This window comes from Paenibacillus sp. JMULE4, assembly GCF_013337105.1.
GTDB lineage: Bacteria > Bacillota > Bacilli > Paenibacillales > NBRC-103111 > Paenibacillus_G > Paenibacillus_G naphthalenovorans.
The window spans coordinates 383,049-401,977 of record NZ_SGWF01000010.1 but is presented as its reverse complement, the minus strand read 5'-3'; the positions used below and the strand labels follow the sequence as shown (position 1 = coordinate 401,977).

Here is an 18,929-nt window from a genome sequence, read left to right as displayed (position 1 = left end):
GATCATCTCCTCCGCCAATATCGCCGTTTATCCAAAGGCTTCAACGAATCAGGACGGGTTTTCATCAATGGCAAGGGCCCTCGAATAAAAAGATCCATCCATTCTCCCGCGTGAAATGGAGCTACAGGTGAAAAGTAAGGTTGTTTAAGTGAAGTAAGCCCATTCAGATGGATAAGTAATGCGATCAACCCTATCGCTATTCCAAAAATCCCGAGAAAAGCTGAAAGCACAAGAAAAATAAACTGGATGAGCGTGTTTGATTTGGTCATCAGATAATTGGGAACCAAAAAAGAAGCAATCGACGAAATCCCGACTAACACGATTAACACTTTACTGGCGAATCCCGCTTGTACTGCGGCTTGTCCTATCACGATACCTCCAATGACTCCCAAGGTCTGACCCGATTTCGTCGGCATCCGCAAGCTGGCCTCTTTGATGATCTCCAGGGTGATCAGCATCAGAAACGATTCCCAAAAGGGTGTAAACGGCAATTTACTTCTGGACTCCAGCAGAACGAAAAGAATTTGCAGCGGCAGCATCTGATAATGATGGGTAGATAACGCCACATAGAGCGGGATCAATGTGATGGCTAGAAAAAAGCTCAAATATCGGATGCACCGAAAAAAGCTGGCCACCATCCAGCGGTTGATATAATCCTCGGGGGATTGAAAAAGATGAAAAAAAGTAATGGGCGCGATAATCGCAAACGGTGTATTGTCTACCAGGATAATCAATTTGCCAAGCCCTAAAGAATAAACGCATGCATCCGGCCTGTCGGTTTGCATATACTGCGGAAAGACGCTGTGCGTATGATCATCCATGAAAGCGGTCACGTTGGATGACTCAAGGATCAAATCAAAATCGATATTGGATAATTTGCTTCTTGTAGTGGAAATAAATTCAGGATTGGTCAATCCTTCAACATAGATCATAACGATCTTTGTTTTACTTAGATAACCTATGGAAAACATCTCTGTCTTTAGTTTTGCTATGGGCATGCGTCTGCGAATCATGGTGATATTTTGCTCTATTTGTTCGCTGAAGCTATCTTTTGGACCATAGATAATGGTTTCCGTCTCCGAAGGTTCTATAGCTCGACTTAACGGATTCTGAAGAGGAACAGACCACCATTGATTAATGGATGAATCATGTACAAGGACGAAACCTTGTAAAAGCAGATTATGCGCCTCGAGTAACGTACCTACAGCCGACGCATTGATGTCTGCAATACAATCATAGACCGTCTCCTGGGAACAACGATAGATCGGTTCGATAATGGCTTCATTCAAACGCCCTTGGTCGATCAACGTTCTTATGTATACAATATCTACCTTCTGGTCTCGGGTTGTTTGCCGTTCAATGAATTCCGCATCATACATGTTAGCCAGCATTTGTCTTAAGGCATCGATGGTTAGAACCGTTTCCTGAAGATCGTCAGGTTGCTCATGAACGTTTCTGCCCGCAGACCTTTTCCAAAATTTGAACATAGCATCACCTAAAGAATTTATTGTCTATCCATTTATGTGAAGATTATTTCATTTACCGGATTTATTATGAACCGTTGGACTTCATTTCATCCAAAACAAAAATTACGCATCAATGAATAGAGCAATCCTTTCATTTTCCAACGTTAATTTTTTTATAAATGGAAAGTCGTTATTTCGAAAAGAATCCAATGAGAACCGGTTTTTGAACAAATAGGACACAAAGACCAAAATGACCAAAAGAACCAATATGGTCGAAAGATTGTATTCTTTCTTTAATCCCACTATGATGAGTCTATAACTGAAAACGCTTACTGTAAGCGATTTTCTTTATAAAATGTATAGGGGGAATTCCATGTGAAGAAAAAATCGTTTGGCGGTATACTGGCAACGGCTTTATTGGCGGTAGCTGTAGCCGGGTGCGGCTCGGCTCCAGCCTCGAAAGGCCCTTCGGGCGGTAGTGCTGCTGCGCCTGTTAAAGAAGAACCGAAATACCCAACGAAGCAAATTGAAATCACCGTACCCTTTGCGGCTGGCGGCGGAACGGATATTTTCGCAAGAGCCATGAGTGATTATTTGAGCAAGGAATGGGGCCAGCCGGTGATTGTCGTTAACAAACCGGGTGCAGGCGGTGCAACAGGCACTCAAGCGGTTTTGAAGCAAGGATCGAAGGACGGATATTCCGTAGTGACTCAGAGTGTTTCCGCTGTAACGGGATTATTGGCAGGTGTTCCGAACTTGCCGTTCACAATTGATGATTATCAGTTTATTGCGAAAACGACCAATGACCCGCTGGCTTTTGTCGTGAAGGCCGACGCTCCCTGGAACACAATTGAAGAGCTGAATGACTGGGTCAAGAAAAATCCGGACAAGCTTACCTTTGCAAGCAATGGTCCTACGGCCATCGCAACCTTCGGCGTCATCCAGTGGCTGGATAGCATCGGCGGAGATTTTTCCAAAGCTAAACTGATCGTCACCAATGGCGCCGGCGATGCGCTTCCCAAGGTTGCCGGCGGGCACATCACCCTTGGCGTTCAAGGGGTAAGTGAAGTCAATAATCTGGTTAAGGCAGGCAAGCTGAAGATACTGGCTATCGCCTCGGATAAACGCAGCGAATTCTTCCCGGATGCTCCGACTATGGAGGAAAAAGGGATAAAGGGAATCACCGCATCGTTCTGGGTAGGGGTTGCTATGCCGAAAGGCGTTCCGGATTATGTTGTGAAGAAATGGGAAACCACCATTGAAAAAATGCAGCAGGATCCTGCGTTTCAGGAAAAGCTGAAGTCGATGAGCGTTCAAGGCGCATATTTGAATGCTGCTGATTATGAAAAATACGTAAAAGAAGAAACGGAACTCTTCACGAAAATTGTAAAAGATAAGGGACTCATCAAGTAATCGATAGGAAAAACAATCTCCTCCTTTTGTTGGTAAACCGACAGAAGGAGGAGATTGCAAGGTAACGGGTCAAATCCAAACAGAAGGGGGAGAGTACATGCTGTCTGATCGTGTTGGGGGCATCATCAGCATTATATTCGGGAGCATCGCAATGTCGGAAGCGATTCGCTTGTTTCCGGCACGAATGGATACATTCGTCGGGGATCATACGATGCCGGGGATTGTTGGCGGCGCATTAATCTTGTTAGGTCTGCTGTTGGTTTTCTTTGTAAAGGGTGAAAGCTTTAAGGTAGAATTTCCGGACCGTGTGATCATGAAAAGCATGCTTCTCGCCTTAGGTTTATTGTTCGCTTATTGGTTTGCCATTCAATATTTGGGCTATGTGATCAGTACTTTATTGGTTTCTATCGGTTTGTTTAAAGTGCTTGGTTTTTTCAGTTTGGCCAAATCGGCGATTTACGCAACGATTTTAACTACGATTTTTTATTTCCTTTTCATTTTTTGGCTCGGAATGCCATTCCCGACGGGAATATTCAATATATAAAGAAGGGGTGAAACATGAACAATGGAAGCATTAAACATGCTTTTACACGGATTTGCAGAAGCGGTTACACCCCTTAACCTTGCGATGGCCATATTGGGCGCACTTGTAGGAACGTTAGTCGGGATGCTGCCGGGTCTCGGACCTACTTCCGCCATCGCCATTTTGCTGCCTTTAACAACGGTGCTCGGCCCGGTAGAAGGAATTATCATGTTAGCGGGAATCTATTATGGAGCCATGTATGGCGGCTCAACGACGGCGATTCTGCTTAACATTCCAGGAGAGGTTTCATCGGTGCCGACCTGTTTGGACGGTTATCCGCTGGCCAAGCAGGGAAAAGGCGGTCCGGCGCTCGGCATCGCTGCAATCGGTTCTTTCGTGGCCGGAACCATGGGGGTGATCGGACTTGTCTTCTTTGCTCCGATCCTTGCAGACCAGGCGTTAAAGTTCGGTCCGCCGGAATATTTTGCATTGATGTTGTTGGCGCTTACGGTCATTGTAAACTTGGCGGGCAATTCCATTATTAAGGGATTAATCATGGGACTCTTCGGTTATTTGTTCTCCATGGGGGGAATGGGGCCTTCCGGAGGTCAGATGCGGTTTACGTTTGGAAGCGATACGTTATCGGCTGGCATTGATATGATCAGCGTCATTATCGGGCTATTCGCCATCACCGAGGTCATTAAGGGGATGGAAGAAAGGAGCGGCGCCATTGCTCCGGGCAAAATCGGCAGCGTATATCCGAGTTTTGCGGACCTGAAGAAAAGTTACAAAGCGATGTTCCGGGGAGGATTTATCGGTTTTGTCCTCGGCTTATTACCCGGATGCTCCACTGCGGTTACGACCTTTCTGGCTTATGACGTAGAAAAGAAAGTGTCCAAGCACCCGGAACAATTCGGCAAAGGGGCGATTGAAGGGGTGGCAGCACCGGAGTCGGCCAACAATGCGACCAGCTCTTCCGGCTTTATCCCGCTTTTTGCTCTGGGTATTCCCAGTTCTCCGCCGCTTGCCGTTCTGCTCGCCGGCTTGATGATCTACGGACTTCAGCCGGGGCCGGTTTTGTTCGAACAAAGCGGAGGCTTCGTTTGGACGATTATCGCGAGTATGTTTATCGGTAATGTGATGCTGCTTGTACTCAATTTGCCGTTAGTTGGATTATGGGCAAAACTGACTACCGTACCATACGGTGTGATGGCTCCTGTTATCCTCGTATTAAGTATTATTGGGGCGTATACGGTAAGAAACAGTTTGTTCGATGTGTTCATGGCATTAGTTTTCGGCGCAGTCGGATACTTCTTGCAAAAATACCGTTGGCCGGTGGTTCCTCTGATCTTATGCTTTATTCTTGGGCCGATGTTCGAGCAGTCCTTTGTTCAATCCATGTCGATGTCGTCAGGCGATTTCTCCATTTTCTTTACACGTCCGATATCGTTGACCATTCTGATCATGGCGTTCGTACTTCTCTTTGTTTCGCTGATCCTGATCCGGCGTACCAAACAACGGGTAAAAGCCGCGGTCGGTTCTGAGGTGGATATTTCCGGATAGATCTGCACAAATATAATAAACTTCAAAAAAAGGGAATTCACTACCTGAAGGACTTGGTTATCCAATTGATTTAACCATCTCAAGAAGGTTGAATTCCCATTTTTTTTGAGTTAAACAGGATGGTGCCTAATGTTCAAAAAAGCATGGAGTTCCCTCATCTCATTGGATCGGAATAACCGTAAGCAGACGTTCGTTATAACGAAGAAAAACCCGATGAAATCCGTCGGTATGAAATTGTTTTTGATCTTTTTTGCCAGCGTTGTCGTTTTGGTTGTCGCCATGGGAGCGTCATCCTATTTTATTTCCAAAAACGTGATTCAGGAAAAGGTAGCAGATGCGTCGTTACAGACGATTGTTCAAACCAGCCGCAAGCTCGATATTTTGTACAATTCGTTTGAGGATATTTTCAAACAGGCATTGTCCGACAGCGATTTAAAATTACTCATTCTCAAGTATTATTCGGCGCCTGAAGGTTCTTTCGATCAGATGGAAATCGGCAGCCAAATCATAGCACAGATATCCGCATTATCCAACGCCGATACGATGTATGCCATCAGTCTGCTTGACAAGAACGGAAAAGCGATCGTTACAACAGGGAACCCGCCGAATACGGAGGTTACCGATACGGATTGGTTTAAAAAAGTATCGTCTGCCGCTGAGGGCGTTCCGGTTTGGCTGGAAACCCGAAACGACGGTTTTTTCGGAACACAAGGGGTGAAATCCTTTGCGCTAGCCGGTATCCTGCCGGATATTTCAGGCGGTGAGGATCATGCGATAGTGCTGTTTGAATACAAGTACAGCGTATTTCAGAATGAAATGAATGACGTGAAGATGGGGGAAACCGGATTCGCTGCGATTGTCAGCCCGGATCACCGAATGGTGTATGATCCTAATGAAGAGCTTGTAGGTTCCGGTTCCAAGGTGGCCGTCAATTTGGATCAGGCTCAATATTCCGATATTGTGGTTGATCCGTCGGGCGAAAGTCAGCTCGTTGTATATCAGCAGTCGTCAAAAACAGGCTGGTATACGCTTGGAAGCGTTCCGATGAATGAATTGTTGGCGGAAACCAAAAAAATCTCCGGAATAACGGTTTTGATGACATTGATTGCGGCATTGGTGGCTTGCGGCATCGGGTATCTGGTTGTTCGGATCATTGCCCGTCCGTTGGTCGAACTCCGAAACCTGATGAAGGAAGGGGAACGGGGAAATCTTGTCGTTCGCTGTACAGTGAACAGCCGGGATGAAATCGGCGAGCTTGCACAAAGCTTTAACCAGATGATGGAACAAATCACGTTATTGGTCCAGCAAACGAATCGCTCCGCCCAAGAGGTGTTGTCCACCTCAAGCGAACTTTCAGAGGCTGCCAGGAAAACGGCGGCATCGGCCAAAGAAATTGCCGTGGCTACAGAAGAAATCGCCGGTGGAGCTGGCAGCTTAGCGGTCGAGGCCGAACGCGGAAGCGACATCATGCAAACGATCGGCAAGCAAATGGAGCAGGTTGTTGAGGTTAATAAAGATATGGTCAACTCAGCGACACAGGTGCAGCAAGCTAGTAAACAAGGAACGGAATATATGGTCGAGCTGATCTCCAAGACGAACTCTACCGAACAAATGACTCGTTCCCTGATTGAAAAAGTGGATCATTTAAAGGAAAGCACGCGTTCCATTCGAAAAATATTGGATGTATTACATAATGTAACCAAGCAAACCAACATCTTGTCGCTCAATGCTGCGATTGAAGCGGCAAGAGCCGGAGCCGCAGGCAAGGGATTCATGGTCGTGGCTGACGAAATCCGCAAGCTGGCGGATCAATCCAAACAATCCATCGACGTGGTAGGGCAGATCATCGAGACGATTCAAAGCGAAATCGATGAGACGGTATCGGTGCTGTCGACCGCTTATCCGTTGTTCCAAGAACAGATCGCATCCGTCAAGGAAGCGGATACGCTGTTCAATCAGGTGCAGGAGCACATGGACGGCTTTGTTCAGAAGCTGACGGACGTATCTTTATCGATCAACCGACTGGATGAATCGCAATACGCGCTCAGCGCTGCGATTCATAATGTCAGTGCTGTAGCAGAGCAGTCGTCGGCAACGACGGAGGAGGTCGCATCACTCAGTCATGGGCAGACCCATATCAGCGAGGAACTCGTCAGGTTGTCCGAGAAGCTTGAGAGCTTGTCCGATTCATTGGAGGCGGCTTTAACGAAATTCCGGGTTTAAGGGCTCCTGAGCATGCGAAGCCGGGAGGTTCATGGGATTCAGACATTGACTTCGTTGAGGGCATTCATTACATTTATACCTATACTGATGCCGACAGAAAAAGAAGGTGAAATGAATGGAGTCCTATTCCGTCGAGAAGCCCATGCCCTATTATGATCAACTGTACCATGCGATCAAAAAAATGATTTTTGACGGTATATACAAACCGGGAGACCGAATTGTGGAGTCCAGGCTGGCCAAGGAAATGAATGTCAGCAGAAGTCCGATCCGGGAAGCGATCCGGGCCCTGGAAAAAGAAGGGTTGGTCATCATTGACGACAAATCGCGGATCATCGTTTATAAGCCGACGGTAAAGGACGTTGAGGATATTTATCAATGCCGTATGGCGCTTGAGGCGCTTGCTGTCCGTGTGGCTGTTCAAAAAGCGACGGATGAGGAATTGAAGCAGATCGAAGAGACGCTGAGGTTAACCAAATCAAAAATTGAACAGCCCCATGGATACGATAAGGACGAAGTGATCCGGTTAAACGAACAATACCATCATCTGATTATCCGGTTCAGCCGGAATGACCGTTTACAAAAACAATTAAACGACTTGAGATCCTTGATGTTTCTATACCGGATCATGAATTTCCAGGGCGAAGCCCGCGATTGGACGATTTATAACCAGCACGCGGAAATCTATGAGTATATGAAGCAGCGTAACGAAGAAGAAGCGTCAAGCGCCATGATACGCCACTTGACGGCCGATTATCAGCATTTGATTCAAGTTCTCGGGCATTCCGGCGGACCGCTTTAAAAAAAACACGATCCGATTCAAAAAAAGATTCATAAATCAAATCGGATCTGTTATACTATAATTGTTTACTGTCGACAGTCTACAAATTTAGAGAGAGGAGGATAAATCAATGTCCTATCGGTTGATTTCTTTCGATGTATACTCGGCTTTGGCTAATATTGAAGGGAGTCTGATTCCCGAGCTCACAAAGGAAATTGGTTCAAATAAGCTTGATACGACGGCGTTTTTTCGGACGTGGCGTACCCGGCAGTGGGATTATTTATTGCTTAACAATTCGTTGGATACGGGATATTTAAGCTATGATACCATCACCCTCCGCGCATTGGACTACACGGCCAAGCGTTTCGGCATTCAGCTGGCCGATGAAGCGAGAGAACGATTGTTACTGGCTTGGACGAGACTGCGCCTTTGGCCGGAGGCGGCGGAGGTCCTGTCCGAAATCCAAAACAGAGGCTACGCCATCGCCATTTTGTCCAACGGAACGGAAGCGATGCTGCAAGCGCTTCAAGAGGAGATCGGCATTCATTTTGATTACATTTTTTCTTCCGATCAGGCCGAAGCATATAAACCAAGCCCCAAAATTTATCAGCTTCCGTTTACCCGTCTCGGATTGGATAGAAGGGAATTATTGCATGTTGCGGGCTCGGTGTTTGATGTGATGGGAGCCAAATCAGCGGGGCTTACCTGCGCCTGGTCCAACCGGCTGAATGATTATACGCTTGACCCCCGTTACAGCCCGGATTATGAAATGGCTGATTTAACGGGGCTGCTTCAAATGATAAGCCCCAAGTAGGGAACTGGAGGAGATAACACATGAACATATACGATATAGCGGTGATTCCAGGCGACGGCATCGGCAAGGAGGTTGTCCCCGCGTCGTTGGAAGTGTTAAACACGGTAGCGGAAGTTCACGGGGGCTTGAAATTTAATTTTACAAGCTATCCATGGAGCTGCGATTATTACTTGGAGCACGGGAAAATGATGCCTGATAACGGGATTCAAATCCTGCAAAATTATACTGCCGTATTTCTCGGAGCGGTGGGGGATCCGCAGAGGGTTCCGGATCACGTGTCTCTTTGGGGGTTGTTGATCAAAATCCGCCGTGAATTCGAGCAGGTCATCAATATCCGCCCCGCCAAATATATAAAGGGAATTCAATCCCCCTTACACTCTCCGAACGATTTCGATCTGATCGTGGTGAGGGAAAACAGCGAGGGAGAATACAGTGAGATCGGCGGACGGATTCATAAAGGAGAGGACGAGGTAGCCATTCAAGGCGCCGTCTTTACCAGAAAAGGAACGGAACGGGCCATTCGGTACGGCTTCAAATTGGCTGAGCAAAGAAAAGGCCGTGTCACCAGCGCAACCAAATCCAATGGCATCGTGCATTCGATGCTGTTCTGGGACGACGTGTTTAACGAAGTAAGGAAGGATTATCCCGGCATCGAGACGTCATCCTGCCATATTGATGCCTTGGCGGCATTCTTTGTCACCCGCCCGCACACGTTCGATGTCATTGTCGCAAGCAATCTGTTCGGGGATATTCTCACCGATCTGGGAGCGGCCATCATGGGTAGCATCGGCATCGCGCCGGCAGCCAATATTAACATCAACGGGAAATATCCATCCATGTTCGAGCCCGTACACGGTTCCGCACCCGATATTGTCGGCAAGGGGATTGCTAACCCCATAGGTCAAATCTGGACGGCGAAGATGATGCTGGATCACTTGGGCGAAGTCGAGGCCGGACGCAAAATGCTTGAAGTTATGGAAAGCGTCATTCAGGATGGCATCAAAACTCCGGATATCGGGGGCACATCGTCGACGACCGAAGTGGTTCAGGAAATTTGCCGCCGGCTTAAGACATTGTAAACCGTAAAAAACAGAGGCACAGCTGGTGCTTCTGTTTTTATTTTTCGCCTTTATAACCACTGCTTGAGAAAGTTCATAAAGGTTTGGCATGCTTTCGATAAGTACGTATCCTTGTTCCATGAAGCCCCCAAATGCAGATATACCGGCGGATCGAGTGAGACGGGAACCAGAGATTGATCGTCGTGCTTAATGACCATACGCAAAAACAAAGTGATTCCAAAGCCCTCGGATACCAGGGATTTGATCAGGGACAATTGATTGGTTGAGAAGGTGATATTCGGTGGGCTCGCGGCATGTCGGCTTGCTTCCATAATCAATTCACGCTGGAGATAACCTTCTTTGAATAAAACCAGGGGCTCGCTCAAAATCTCCTGAAGGCGCAAGGACGAACGCTCCGCCAGAGGATGACCGGCCGGCAGACAAACCACCATTTCCTCCCTTAACAAAGGGATGACCTCGTGATGCTCCTGCTGGTGGTCGCCGAGAACACTAATTCCAATGTCCACCTCTTTACGATCCAACAGCTTTTGAACTTCCAGCGTTCCTGCTTCTACTACGCTGATGGTGAGAGCAGGATACTTCTTTTTAAATTCCTTAATGATCTGGGGAAAATAATAACTGCCAAACATGGAGGGGAGACCGATGCGGATTTCCCCTTTCTCGAGTCCTCTTAATTCCTCCATTTCTTTACGGGCTTCTTCTACACGGCTGAGAATGGCCCGGGCGTGAATAAGCAGCGCGCGGCCTTCCGGGGTTAGAGCCACCGCCTTTTCCGAACGGTCGAACAGGGTGAGCTGCAATTCCTCCTCCAGTTTATGAATCGATTTGCTGATCGCCGGCTGGGCAACCAGCAGCTTCTCGGCAGCTTTGGTAAAACTGCCGGAATTCGCAATCTCTACAAAATACTGCAGTTTTTTAAAATCCATCCATGGCTCTCCTTTGCGGAATACACTATTCCCAATAGTTATGGAAATGATGAAATTAATATATTTATTAATAGTATGTCATCATGGTATCATCTGTAGAACAGTCATGTAAAGGAGTTTTCGTTGATGAATTATGGTACAGGAGAATATTGGAGAGCTACGACGGCGCTAAGCCTGGGGTCCTTCCTGGTATTTGCGATCGTTTATTTGACGCAGCCGCTGTTGCCCTTATTCGTTGTTGAATTTGGATTAAGCGAATTTATGTCAAGCTTATCGCTTTCGGTGGTGGTATTTTGTATCAGTGTGGCTTTACTGATTTACGGGCCCGTATCCGATGCGGTTGGAAGAAAACCGATCATGGTCTGGTGCATGGCAGGAGGGGTCGTCTCCACGGTTCTGACGGCCTACGTCAGCGATTACTCGGTTCTCCTCATCCTGCGCGCCGTACAGGGCTTGTTTCTTGCAGGGCTTCCGGCTTTGGCGATGGCCTATATGAGTGAAGAATTTTCACCCAAAGCATTAAGTGTTTCCATGGGTCTTTATATCGCGGCGAACAGCCTTGGAGGAATGAGCGGAAGGATTTTGAGCGGAGTGATCGCAGAGTATTGGGGATGGCGCTCGTCCTTTGCCATGATAGGATTCTTGTCGGTGGCTTTATTTGTCGCGTTTGTGTTCTTGCTTCCCCGTTCCCGCAATTTTAAGCCTTCGCCTCTGCAATGGCGCAGTGCCGCGTTGGCTATGATCAATCATCTGAAAAACCCGACGCTGAGCATCGGAATGCTGATCGGAGGCCTGCATTTTTTGGTGTTTATCGGTTCGTTTAATTATCTTACTTTCCTGCTTAGCGAGGAGCCCTTTCATCTGAGTCCTTCCCAGCTGGGCATGCTCTTTCTGGCCTATGCGGCCGGCAGCCTGGGTTCCGCGGTGTCCGGAAGATTGTCCGACCGCTGGGGCAAAAGCCGCTGTATGATGGCAGGTATCCTGATCTTTGCCTCGGGTCTTCTGCTTACGCTTGTCGGTTGGCTTCCGGTTATCCTGATCGGCCTGGTTCTGCAGTGCTTCGGATTTTTCTTTTCCCATTCCGCCTCGGCAAGCTGGGTAAATTCCCGGGCGGCCTTTGCCAAAGCAAGCGCGGCCAGTCTGTACTTATTCTTTTATTATTTGGGCGGCGGCCTGGGAAGTTTTTATTTGGGCTGGTTTTGGCATCTAAACCGTTGGCCCGGAGTGGTCGGAGGCGGAATGCTGGTCTTTATCTTGACCTTCTTCCTGACCAGAAAGCTCTATGCGGAGGAAAGCCGAAGTCTGGTTCGGGTAAACGGGATGATCACAACGAAATAAAAATTGGACAACGCCGGAAACTATGATTTAATAGAAGAGTGCAATCCTTATTTTGAAACGGTAACGGAGTGACTTTCAATGCTAGTGGATATTAAACATAGGCTCGGCGAAAAAAATATACAGGAACTGCTCTCGTATTCGGTCTTTCCCGACTCCGGTTTGTTGGAAAAGGAACTGAACGCCTATGCGAAAGAGGACAGCCGCGAGCTGTATGGATATGAAGAGGATGGCCAAATGATTGGCCTTGTCGGGTTTATTGCGCATCCGAATGGGCTTCTGGAAGTGAAGCATCTCGCTGTTCATCCGGAATATCGCGGGCAAGGCTATGGCAGAGGACAAATATTGGAGCTGATCGAGCTCAAAAAACCGCGGGAAATTCAAGCGGAAACCGATGAAGAATCGGTGGAGTTCTATAGGAATATCGGTTTTTCCATCAGAAGCCTGGGGGAAAAATTCCCCGGCGTTGAACGATTTCAATGTGTGTATGAAGTGGAATCGGATGAGTGAACAAGATGCCGCTTAGAGTAAAAAATAGGGTTAATTCGCAGCTGCTCATTGCAGCTGTTTTTCTTTGGTCAGGATTGAACCGAATGGCGCTCGGTTACGCCTATATGAATAGAAACATTTAAAGTGAGGCGAAGCATATTGGACTGAGACAACGAACAACACTTCTTCCGGTCCTGGATTGATGATGGAAGACGGAAAGATGCAGCTGCCATTTTCCTCATCCGTGTTCTTTGACACCGAGGTAAAGGAGCTGTACCTGCACATAGGAACGGTACAAGTCTCAGAGAGAGAACCCAGCGGCAGCTTTGAGCTTTCAATGAATGGAACGTTCCCCTTAACGGTTCGATATAAGAATAAGGACATCGTCATTGAGAAGGCTCGATATCATGACGGGTATCTTCACTTGAAAGTGAAAAAAGGAGCCCCTCATCAAGACCGGCTGGAAGGCGTGTATTTCTTCATAAAAGAGTATAACGATCAAATTTCCCAAAACGATCAATTAATGGAGAAAGTGAACAGCAATTACAAGCGAAAGCAGCAGTCCATACCTGGATCTTTACATCCCTGCCTCCAAGCAGGATAAGTACACGATTTCTTTACAGCGCGTATACGATCCGATTGTCATCAATAAAGATTATCCCATCTCCCTAAAATAGCTGGTATAAAAAAGGAAACTTCCAGGGTAAACTACATCATGGAAAAGGAGGGAAGAAAAGCCATGGCAAAAATTGCGGTTGAGAACAGCTTGGAGGATGTAAAGAATGCCCTGCAGCAAAACGGGCACGAGGTTGTTTCCATAGACAGCGGAAATTTGCAAAATTGCGATTGCTGCGTCATTTCCGGTCAGGATAAGAACGTGATGGGAATCAGTGAAACCGTTACTCAAGCGTCGGTGATTAACGCCCGAGGCATGACAGCCGATGAAATTGTACAAAGAGTAAACCAAAGCTTGAGCTAGATCGTCTATACCATTCCTTACGCCCGCTGCCAGCGGGTTTTTTTGTTTGGATAACTATTCGGGACCTAACGTTATCTATCAATTATTGAAAAATCAATGAACAAAGGCTTTAAACTGTAAACTTATGAGTTCAAAAGAGACTCTTTAGTATTGACGAGGAAAAAATGTCCAATGTATAATCAGTAAAAGATGTTTAAACTTTAGTGTTCACAATGAACTCATTAGTTCTTTGAGTGAATATCCAGGAGGTTGAAGCATGCCAAAGCGCCAAGAAATCATTGATGCAGCGAGCCGGTTATTTTCCGAGAAGGGGCTTGCAGCAACCACGGTAGATGAGATCGCCAAGGAAGCCGGTGTAGCCAAGGGCTCCTTTTATAAAATGTTCGAATCCAAGGATGTACTTCTCAGCGAAGTCTTGACTCAATTTATCGATTCCATGCAGGAAATGGCGGACTATGTCATTCTGCTGGCGAATATGACTGCAAAAGAAAAGATCGAGAAGCATTGTCAGCTCACACTGGAACATATTTTTGAGCAAAGGCATTTCTTCTTATCCGTGATCTCTCCCCATGATGTGAGCTCTGCAAGTCTAGTCAAAACGAATTCCTCCATCGTCATATTTGAAAAACAAATCATGCATTTAACGAAAAAAATGCTGCTGTCTGCCTATGGTGAAGAGATCGATCCCTTCGTTTGGGATATCGTATTAGCCTATCACTCCTTTATGCGGGAATATGCCTTTCAAATCATTCATACTCAACAAAACGCTATTCCAGTTGTATCCAAGCTGATTTCAAATATCCTCGATATCTTCATTCAGTATTTTCATGAAAGCCGTATCGAGCCCGTGATTACTTGTGAACTAAGAAAAAAAATAGAATTTGTTGAGTACAGTCCTGTGGATAAAGAGAACCAAATCTTGGAATTGTATAGGATGATAGAGAGCAAGGCAGCGTCTCTTAACATCGAACCTCAGTCTAAAAAGGAAGTGATAGAAGCGATTGCTTATCTGAAGGAAGAAGCGAATCGTAATCGTCCAAGAACCGTGATCAAGAAGTCATTACTAAATTATTTAAGAGAACATAAACCCTTATCGGAGTTGTGTAACCGTCTCGAAAGACTTCTTTTTGACTAAGAGAGGGCACGCTAACTTTACAAAATATGTAATATAAGAGGGGACATGTATGACTACCAATACATCTGAGCCATCGCCGGATAAGGAAAAGGGTGGCATCAAGCAGTGGATTGCTTTATTCTCCATTATTTTTGCAACGTTTCTCGAAATGTTGGACCATAGCGTAATCAATGTCGCTATACCCAAAATGACCAGCTTATTGAATTCAACAATAGATGATATGGAGTGGGTGGTTACCGGATATACTTTGGCTACAGCCGTGGTCATCCCGCTCGGAGGATTCTTGGCAGACCGCTTCGGTTATAAAAAATACTTATGATTTCGGTTTCGGCTTTCATAATGACTTCAGCCATGTGCGGGATGGCGTGGAATGATACCAGCCTTATCGTATTTCGAGTCCTTCAGGGCTTAGGCGGAGGAATCATCATGCCGGTAGGCATGGCCATGCTTTATCAGATTATGGATCGCTCCAAGGTGCCTATCGCGATGGGGATTTGGGGGATCTCTGCCATGGCTGCTCCTTCCCTGGGGCCAACGATTGGAGGCTACGTCGTAGAGCATATGCATTGGAGCATCTTGTTTTATATTAATATTCCGATAGGCCTCTTATCCTTATTGATCGCTTTTTTTCTCATTAAAGAAACACCCAAACAATCGCATTTGAAATTTGATTTTCCGGGCATTATTCTCTCGAGTATCTTTTTTTGTTCATTGCTGCTGATCATCAAAAAGGGTGAAGCAGAGGGGTGGACATCCCTATACATCGTTACGCTCATATGGATATCGGTTTCCAGCTTCATGCTGCTGCTGTGGGTTGAGACGGGGAAGAAAGACCCGGTCATCAATTTACGATTATTTAAAAATAAGGATTTTACCGTCAGTATCCTTATCTCTTCCCTGGTGTTTATTGCGATTCAAGGAGGAGCGTATATCCTTCCGATATGGTACCAGAATGTCGGGGGGCTAACGCCGTCTCAAACGGGAGTACAGCTGATGCCTCAAGCCATTGCCACCGCCTTGATGATGCCGCTTGTCGGTGCGCTATCAAACCGGATTGGAGTCATTCCTTTTGGAGTAACTGGTCTGGCGCTATTAACCTTTGGTACTTACAAATTGCATTTTATTACGGGTGACATCTCCAACTATGAATTGAACGTATACCTTGTTATTCGAGGGCTGGGAATCGGTTTATGCATGATGCCCATTATTGCTGCGGGATTAAATACGATGTCTAACGAGCTGATGGGCAGCGCGTCTTCGCTCTCCAACATCCTGCGCAGTGTGTCATCCTCCTTTGGGATTGCTCTTTTGGGGACCTTTATGTCGCATCGGACAACACAATACGGAGCAGCGATAACGGAGCAGATATCAGAAACGTCGCCGGCATTTGCAGTATTCCAAGGCCATATTGTACATAACTATATGATGCTGGGGGCGGATACGGCTGCCTCGCAGGGCGGATTCCTTGGCGTACTGGGTCAAACGATTCAGAAAGAAGCGTTAGTACGGGGCTTCACGGATACGTTTTTTCTTCTTGTGATCTTGGGAGCGATTTGCATCCCTCTCGTATTTCTAATGAAAAACAAATCGTCCCGTGAAGGCGGGGATGACATCATGATTCACTAAGGTTGAGTTCATCCGAGCTTATTGACCATACAGAACCATATCTATCGTTTGAAATCTTGGGGGGAGAAACATGAAAAGAAAACTGATCTTAATATTGATCATTATCGTCATCATAGGTTCAGGGGCAGGCATTGGATCTTATTTTTGGTATCAATCGGTTCATTATGTGAAAACGGAAGATGCGCGATTAGCAGGAGAGATCTATCGTGTCATGCCTAAAATTTCAGGGAAGCTAAACACACTGATGATCAAACAAGGAGATACGGTTGTTGCGGATCAAATCGTAGGTCAGCAGGACATAACGAACTTATCCAGCACGTTACTGGATCAAGCATCACTTCGCTCTCCGGTTAGCGGTACGGTAATTCATACCTCGGCAAAACCGGGCGAGGTCGTCACACCGGGCCAATCCGTAGCGATGATTGTGGATAAAAAAGCACTTTATGTTTCCGCCAATATTGAAGAGACGGAAATCGAAAAGATCAAGCTCGGCCAATATGTTGAATTCTCCATTGATTCATTCCCGAGCCATACGCTTACTGGAAAAGTCTATGAGATCGGGAACGCCACGGCGTCAACGTTCTCTCTTCTTCCTACGACAAGCACAAGCGGTAATTTTACAAAGGTGACCCAGCGGATCGGGGTCAAAATATCGATAGACGATCAGCGAGGGTTGAACCTGTCTCCGGGCATGAGCGCTGAAGTGAAGATACATATTAAGGGGGAGAACTGAGATGAACAAAAGGTTTCGTACGATCACCATATTATCCGTTCTTGCCGCTTCGACGATGGTCTTTACAGGCTGCGGCACCGATCTGCCTGCTAATGCCTCCGAACAGCAGATTCCTTCGGTTAAGACGATTACATTGTCATCTGTCGAACGTGGACTCATCGGTAAGGTTGTTGTGAATGAAACGGTAGAGATCTATTCCAAGCAGCCTGGAAGAATCGCTTCCATTTTGGTAGAGGAAGGGGCAAAAGTGAAAAAAGGCGATTTGCTTGTGCAGCTGGAGACAAGCGAATTAGAAGTGCAGGTGAGAAAAGCCCAGGCCGGTCTCGATGCAGCACAAGCCCAGCTCGCTAATACGCTTGAGGGAGCCAGGCAAGAGGATATCCGTGCAGTCCAAGGTGCACTGGATGCTGCCCATGCTTTGGTTGATCAATCGAAAGCGGCTTTTGACCAAATTCAAATTACGTATAATCAAGCCAAAAACCATTATGATATGGGCAACATCACGAAGGATGAATTGGAGTTAGCGACAACCAACTATAAAACGGCAAAATCAGCCTACGATGCAGCGGTAGCCAATGCGAGGAGTGCCCAGGCGAAGCTGGACTTATTAAAGGCCGGAGCTGCGGCCAGTACGATAGACCAGCTTAGAGCCCAGGTTGCAGCTGCACAAGCGGATCTTGATTCGGCCAATTTAATGCTGAGGAATGCCTCTATTGTTTCTCCGATCGACGGTATTGTGGTGAAGAAATATGCAAAAGCCGGTGAGATGGCTTTCACCGCCATGCCTTCCGGTGCCTCCCTTCTGCAGCTGGTTAGTTTGGATCCTGCCAAAGTCGAGGTGAGTGTTCCGGAGTCAGAGGTGAACCAGATCAAGGAAGGGGACTCCATCGATATTCAAGTCGCGAGCTTACCGGATAAAAAAATTCAAGGAACGGTTTCCTTCGTTAGTCCGGTTTCCGATCCTAACAATAACACGTTTACGGTAAGGTTAACCGTCCCGAATCCGGAAAATCTTCTCCGCGCAGGTAACGTGGTTACAGTGAACTTTACCGCCGATGCTGCTAAACGTGTAGAAATACCGAGAGACTCCATTATTGAAAAAGACGGAAAAAAACTTGTGTATAAGCTGGATGGAGATCAGGTCCGGGAGATCGCAGTTACAACTGAGGATAAAAATAAGGATTGGGTTTTTGTTGAAAACAGCTCCTTATTCCATCATGAAGACAAAATTGTGATCTCACCGCCGGCAAGCTTGTCCGATGGCACTAAAGTTGTGGTTGAATAGCAGCAATGAGAGCTATAACGGAAGAAAAAGGCAGAAATAACCGACATCAGACTTGACAGGAGGAAACCCAAGTGAAACACAAGCTGAAGAAAACCGTAGCATCTGTTGTAATTACCGCCTCGATGATAAGCACCGGTTACTCCGCTTTTGCGGCCGAGGCTTCAGAACCCGCCGTCAGCGCACAGACGGCCGTTACACTCGGAACGGCAACCGCTCCTTTCATCGGTTCGAACCGGATTGTAAACGGAGAAAACAACTTTACCTTCAGCGGCAATTCCGAGCAGTTTGGTTACCCGTTATCCGTTCGCATCTACGAAGTGTTTACCACAGAGACAGGTGCAGAAGGTAAACGTCTGCTTGGCGTATTCAAGCAATAATCCGACTTCAATTCCACACGAAATCCGACCTCGCGAGGGGCGGATTTTTTATTTATGTTATATTTAATAACATAAATTCATTGAATTTTGGTGTTTTGCTTTGTATAATGTTATATAATATAACATATATTTATTCCGAATTCCGCAATGGATCCAGCCGCACGAATATCCGAGGTCATTTCCTG

At 46.5% G+C, this 18,929-nt stretch carries 17 protein-coding genes and 1 pseudogene; 16 read left to right on the top strand and 2 right to left on the bottom strand.

What is annotated here, in order from left to right; genetic code table 11:
* Nucleotides 1-2: 2 nt before the first annotated feature.
* Entirely contained in the window at nt 3-1,487 is a 1,485-nt protein-coding gene (locus tag EXW96_RS04220) for a spore germination protein (protein ID WP_174349956.1), read from the bottom strand.
* Between the two features lie 354 nt (nt 1,488-1,841).
* Here EXW96_RS04220 and EXW96_RS04215 point away from each other — a divergent pair, with 354 nt between their 5' ends.
* The 7 genes from EXW96_RS04215 to EXW96_RS04185 all read left to right on the top strand — a co-directional run bounded on the left by EXW96_RS04215 (nt 1,842) and on the right by EXW96_RS04185 (nt 9,859).
* Nucleotides 1,842-2,879, top strand: a complete 1,038-nt coding sequence (locus EXW96_RS04215) for a tripartite tricarboxylate transporter substrate binding protein (protein ID WP_174349955.1) — start codon at nt 1,842-1,844, stop codon at nt 2,877-2,879.
* A 97-nt stretch (nt 2,880-2,976) separates the two neighbouring features.
* Nucleotides 2,977-3,423 (top strand): tripartite tricarboxylate transporter TctB family protein, encoded by a 447-nt coding sequence (locus EXW96_RS04210; protein WP_062408399.1) that lies wholly within the window; start codon nt 2,977-2,979, stop codon nt 3,421-3,423.
* A 21-nt stretch (nt 3,424-3,444) separates the two neighbouring features.
* Nucleotides 3,445-4,965 carry a tripartite tricarboxylate transporter permease gene (locus EXW96_RS04205; RefSeq protein ID WP_174349954.1) on the top strand — a complete coding sequence of 507 codons (1,521 nt, stop codon included), beginning with the start codon at nt 3,445-3,447 and terminating at the stop codon, nt 4,963-4,965.
* Nucleotides 4,966-5,094: 129 nt separating this feature from the next.
* Nucleotides 5,095-7,188, top strand: coding sequence for a methyl-accepting chemotaxis protein (locus tag EXW96_RS04200; RefSeq protein WP_174349953.1), 2,094 nt, complete (start codon nt 5,095-5,097; stop codon nt 7,186-7,188).
* 115 nt (nt 7,189-7,303) lie between these two features.
* Entirely contained in the window at nt 7,304-7,987 is a 684-nt protein-coding gene (locus tag EXW96_RS04195; protein WP_062408398.1) for a GntR family transcriptional regulator, read from the top strand.
* 109 nt (nt 7,988-8,096) lie between these two features.
* Complete coding sequence (locus tag EXW96_RS04190) at nt 8,097-8,780, top strand: haloacid dehalogenase type II (protein ID WP_062408397.1); 684 nt, start codon at nt 8,097-8,099, stop codon at nt 8,778-8,780.
* Nucleotides 8,781-8,800: 20 nt separating this feature from the next.
* Nucleotides 8,801-9,859 carry a tartrate dehydrogenase gene (locus EXW96_RS04185; RefSeq protein ID WP_174349952.1) on the top strand — a complete coding sequence of 353 codons (1,059 nt, stop codon included), beginning with the start codon at nt 8,801-8,803 and terminating at the stop codon, nt 9,857-9,859.
* 50 nt (nt 9,860-9,909) lie between these two features.
* Here EXW96_RS04185 and EXW96_RS04180 read toward each other — a convergent pair whose 3' ends face one another.
* Nucleotides 9,910-10,785 (bottom strand): LysR family transcriptional regulator, encoded by an 876-nt coding sequence (locus EXW96_RS04180; protein ID WP_174349951.1) that lies wholly within the window; start codon nt 10,783-10,785, stop codon nt 9,910-9,912.
* A gap of 126 nt (nt 10,786-10,911) precedes the next feature.
* Here EXW96_RS04180 and EXW96_RS04175 point away from each other — a divergent pair, with 126 nt between their 5' ends.
* From EXW96_RS04175 to EXW96_RS04130, 9 genes and pseudogenes are all read left to right on the top strand, one after another.
* Nucleotides 10,912-12,123 carry an MFS transporter gene (locus tag EXW96_RS04175; protein ID WP_174349950.1) on the top strand — a complete coding sequence of 404 codons (1,212 nt, stop codon included), beginning with the start codon at nt 10,912-10,914 and terminating at the stop codon, nt 12,121-12,123.
* A gap of 78 nt (nt 12,124-12,201) precedes the next feature.
* A complete protein-coding gene (locus EXW96_RS04170) occupies nt 12,202-12,630 on the top strand; it encodes a GNAT family N-acetyltransferase (protein ID WP_062408393.1) in 429 nt (142 codons plus the stop codon).
* Between the two features lie 199 nt (nt 12,631-12,829).
* Entirely contained in the window at nt 12,830-13,213 is a 384-nt protein-coding gene (locus tag EXW96_RS04165; protein ID WP_062408392.1) for a hypothetical protein, read from the top strand.
* Nucleotides 13,214-13,348: 135 nt separating this feature from the next.
* Nucleotides 13,349-13,588, top strand: a complete 240-nt coding sequence (locus EXW96_RS04160; protein WP_054820207.1) for a YkuS family protein — start codon at nt 13,349-13,351, stop codon at nt 13,586-13,588.
* A gap of 256 nt (nt 13,589-13,844) precedes the next feature.
* On the top strand, nt 13,845-14,723 hold the full coding sequence (locus EXW96_RS04155) for a TetR/AcrR family transcriptional regulator (protein ID WP_174349949.1): 879 nt from the start codon (nt 13,845-13,847) through the stop codon (nt 14,721-14,723).
* A gap of 49 nt (nt 14,724-14,772) precedes the next feature.
* Nucleotides 14,773-16,349: pseudogene (locus EXW96_RS04145) on the top strand (DHA2 family efflux MFS transporter permease subunit).
* A 70-nt stretch (nt 16,350-16,419) separates the two neighbouring features.
* A complete protein-coding gene (locus EXW96_RS04140; RefSeq protein WP_174349946.1) occupies nt 16,420-17,082 on the top strand; it encodes an HlyD family secretion protein in 663 nt (220 codons plus the stop codon).
* Between the two features lies 1 nt (nt 17,083).
* Nucleotides 17,084-18,367 (top strand): efflux RND transporter periplasmic adaptor subunit, encoded by a 1,284-nt coding sequence (locus EXW96_RS04135; protein ID WP_074729703.1) that lies wholly within the window; start codon nt 17,084-17,086, stop codon nt 18,365-18,367.
* A gap of 71 nt (nt 18,368-18,438) precedes the next feature.
* Nucleotides 18,439-18,744: a hypothetical protein gene (locus tag EXW96_RS04130; RefSeq protein ID WP_174349945.1), complete on the top strand. Its 306-nt coding sequence runs from the start codon at nt 18,439-18,441 to the stop codon at nt 18,742-18,744.
* Nucleotides 18,745-18,929: the final 185 nt, after the last annotated feature.

Excerpts from the sequence above, each read along its gene's own strand:
- EXW96_RS04220 (WP_174349956.1), bottom strand. The coding sequence starts at position 1,487 with ATGTTCAAATTTTGGAAAAGGTCTGCGGGCAGAAACGTTCATGAGCAA.
- EXW96_RS04210 (WP_062408399.1), top strand. The coding sequence starts at position 2,977 with ATGCTGTCTGATCGTGTTGGGGGCATCATCAGCATTATATTCGGGAGC.
- EXW96_RS04205 (WP_174349954.1), top strand. The coding sequence starts at position 3,445 with ATGGAAGCATTAAACATGCTTTTACACGGATTTGCAGAAGCGGTTACA.
- EXW96_RS04200 (WP_174349953.1), top strand. The coding sequence starts at position 5,095 with ATGTTCAAAAAAGCATGGAGTTCCCTCATCTCATTGGATCGGAATAAC.
- EXW96_RS04195 (WP_062408398.1), top strand. The coding sequence starts at position 7,304 with ATGGAGTCCTATTCCGTCGAGAAGCCCATGCCCTATTATGATCAACTG.
- EXW96_RS04190 (WP_062408397.1), top strand. The coding sequence starts at position 8,097 with ATGTCCTATCGGTTGATTTCTTTCGATGTATACTCGGCTTTGGCTAAT.
- EXW96_RS04185 (WP_174349952.1), top strand. The coding sequence starts at position 8,801 with ATGAACATATACGATATAGCGGTGATTCCAGGCGACGGCATCGGCAAG.
- EXW96_RS04180 (WP_174349951.1), bottom strand. The coding sequence starts at position 10,785 with ATGGATTTTAAAAAACTGCAGTATTTTGTAGAGATTGCGAATTCCGGC.
- EXW96_RS04175 (WP_174349950.1), top strand. The coding sequence starts at position 10,912 with ATGAATTATGGTACAGGAGAATATTGGAGAGCTACGACGGCGCTAAGC.
- EXW96_RS04170 (WP_062408393.1), top strand. The coding sequence starts at position 12,202 with ATGCTAGTGGATATTAAACATAGGCTCGGCGAAAAAAATATACAGGAA.
- EXW96_RS04165 (WP_062408392.1), top strand. The coding sequence starts at position 12,830 with ATGCAGCTGCCATTTTCCTCATCCGTGTTCTTTGACACCGAGGTAAAG.
- EXW96_RS04160 (WP_054820207.1), top strand. The coding sequence starts at position 13,349 with ATGGCAAAAATTGCGGTTGAGAACAGCTTGGAGGATGTAAAGAATGCC.
- EXW96_RS04155 (WP_174349949.1), top strand. The coding sequence starts at position 13,845 with ATGCCAAAGCGCCAAGAAATCATTGATGCAGCGAGCCGGTTATTTTCC.
- EXW96_RS04140 (WP_174349946.1), top strand. The coding sequence starts at position 16,420 with ATGAAAAGAAAACTGATCTTAATATTGATCATTATCGTCATCATAGGT.
- EXW96_RS04135 (WP_074729703.1), top strand. The coding sequence starts at position 17,084 with ATGAACAAAAGGTTTCGTACGATCACCATATTATCCGTTCTTGCCGCT.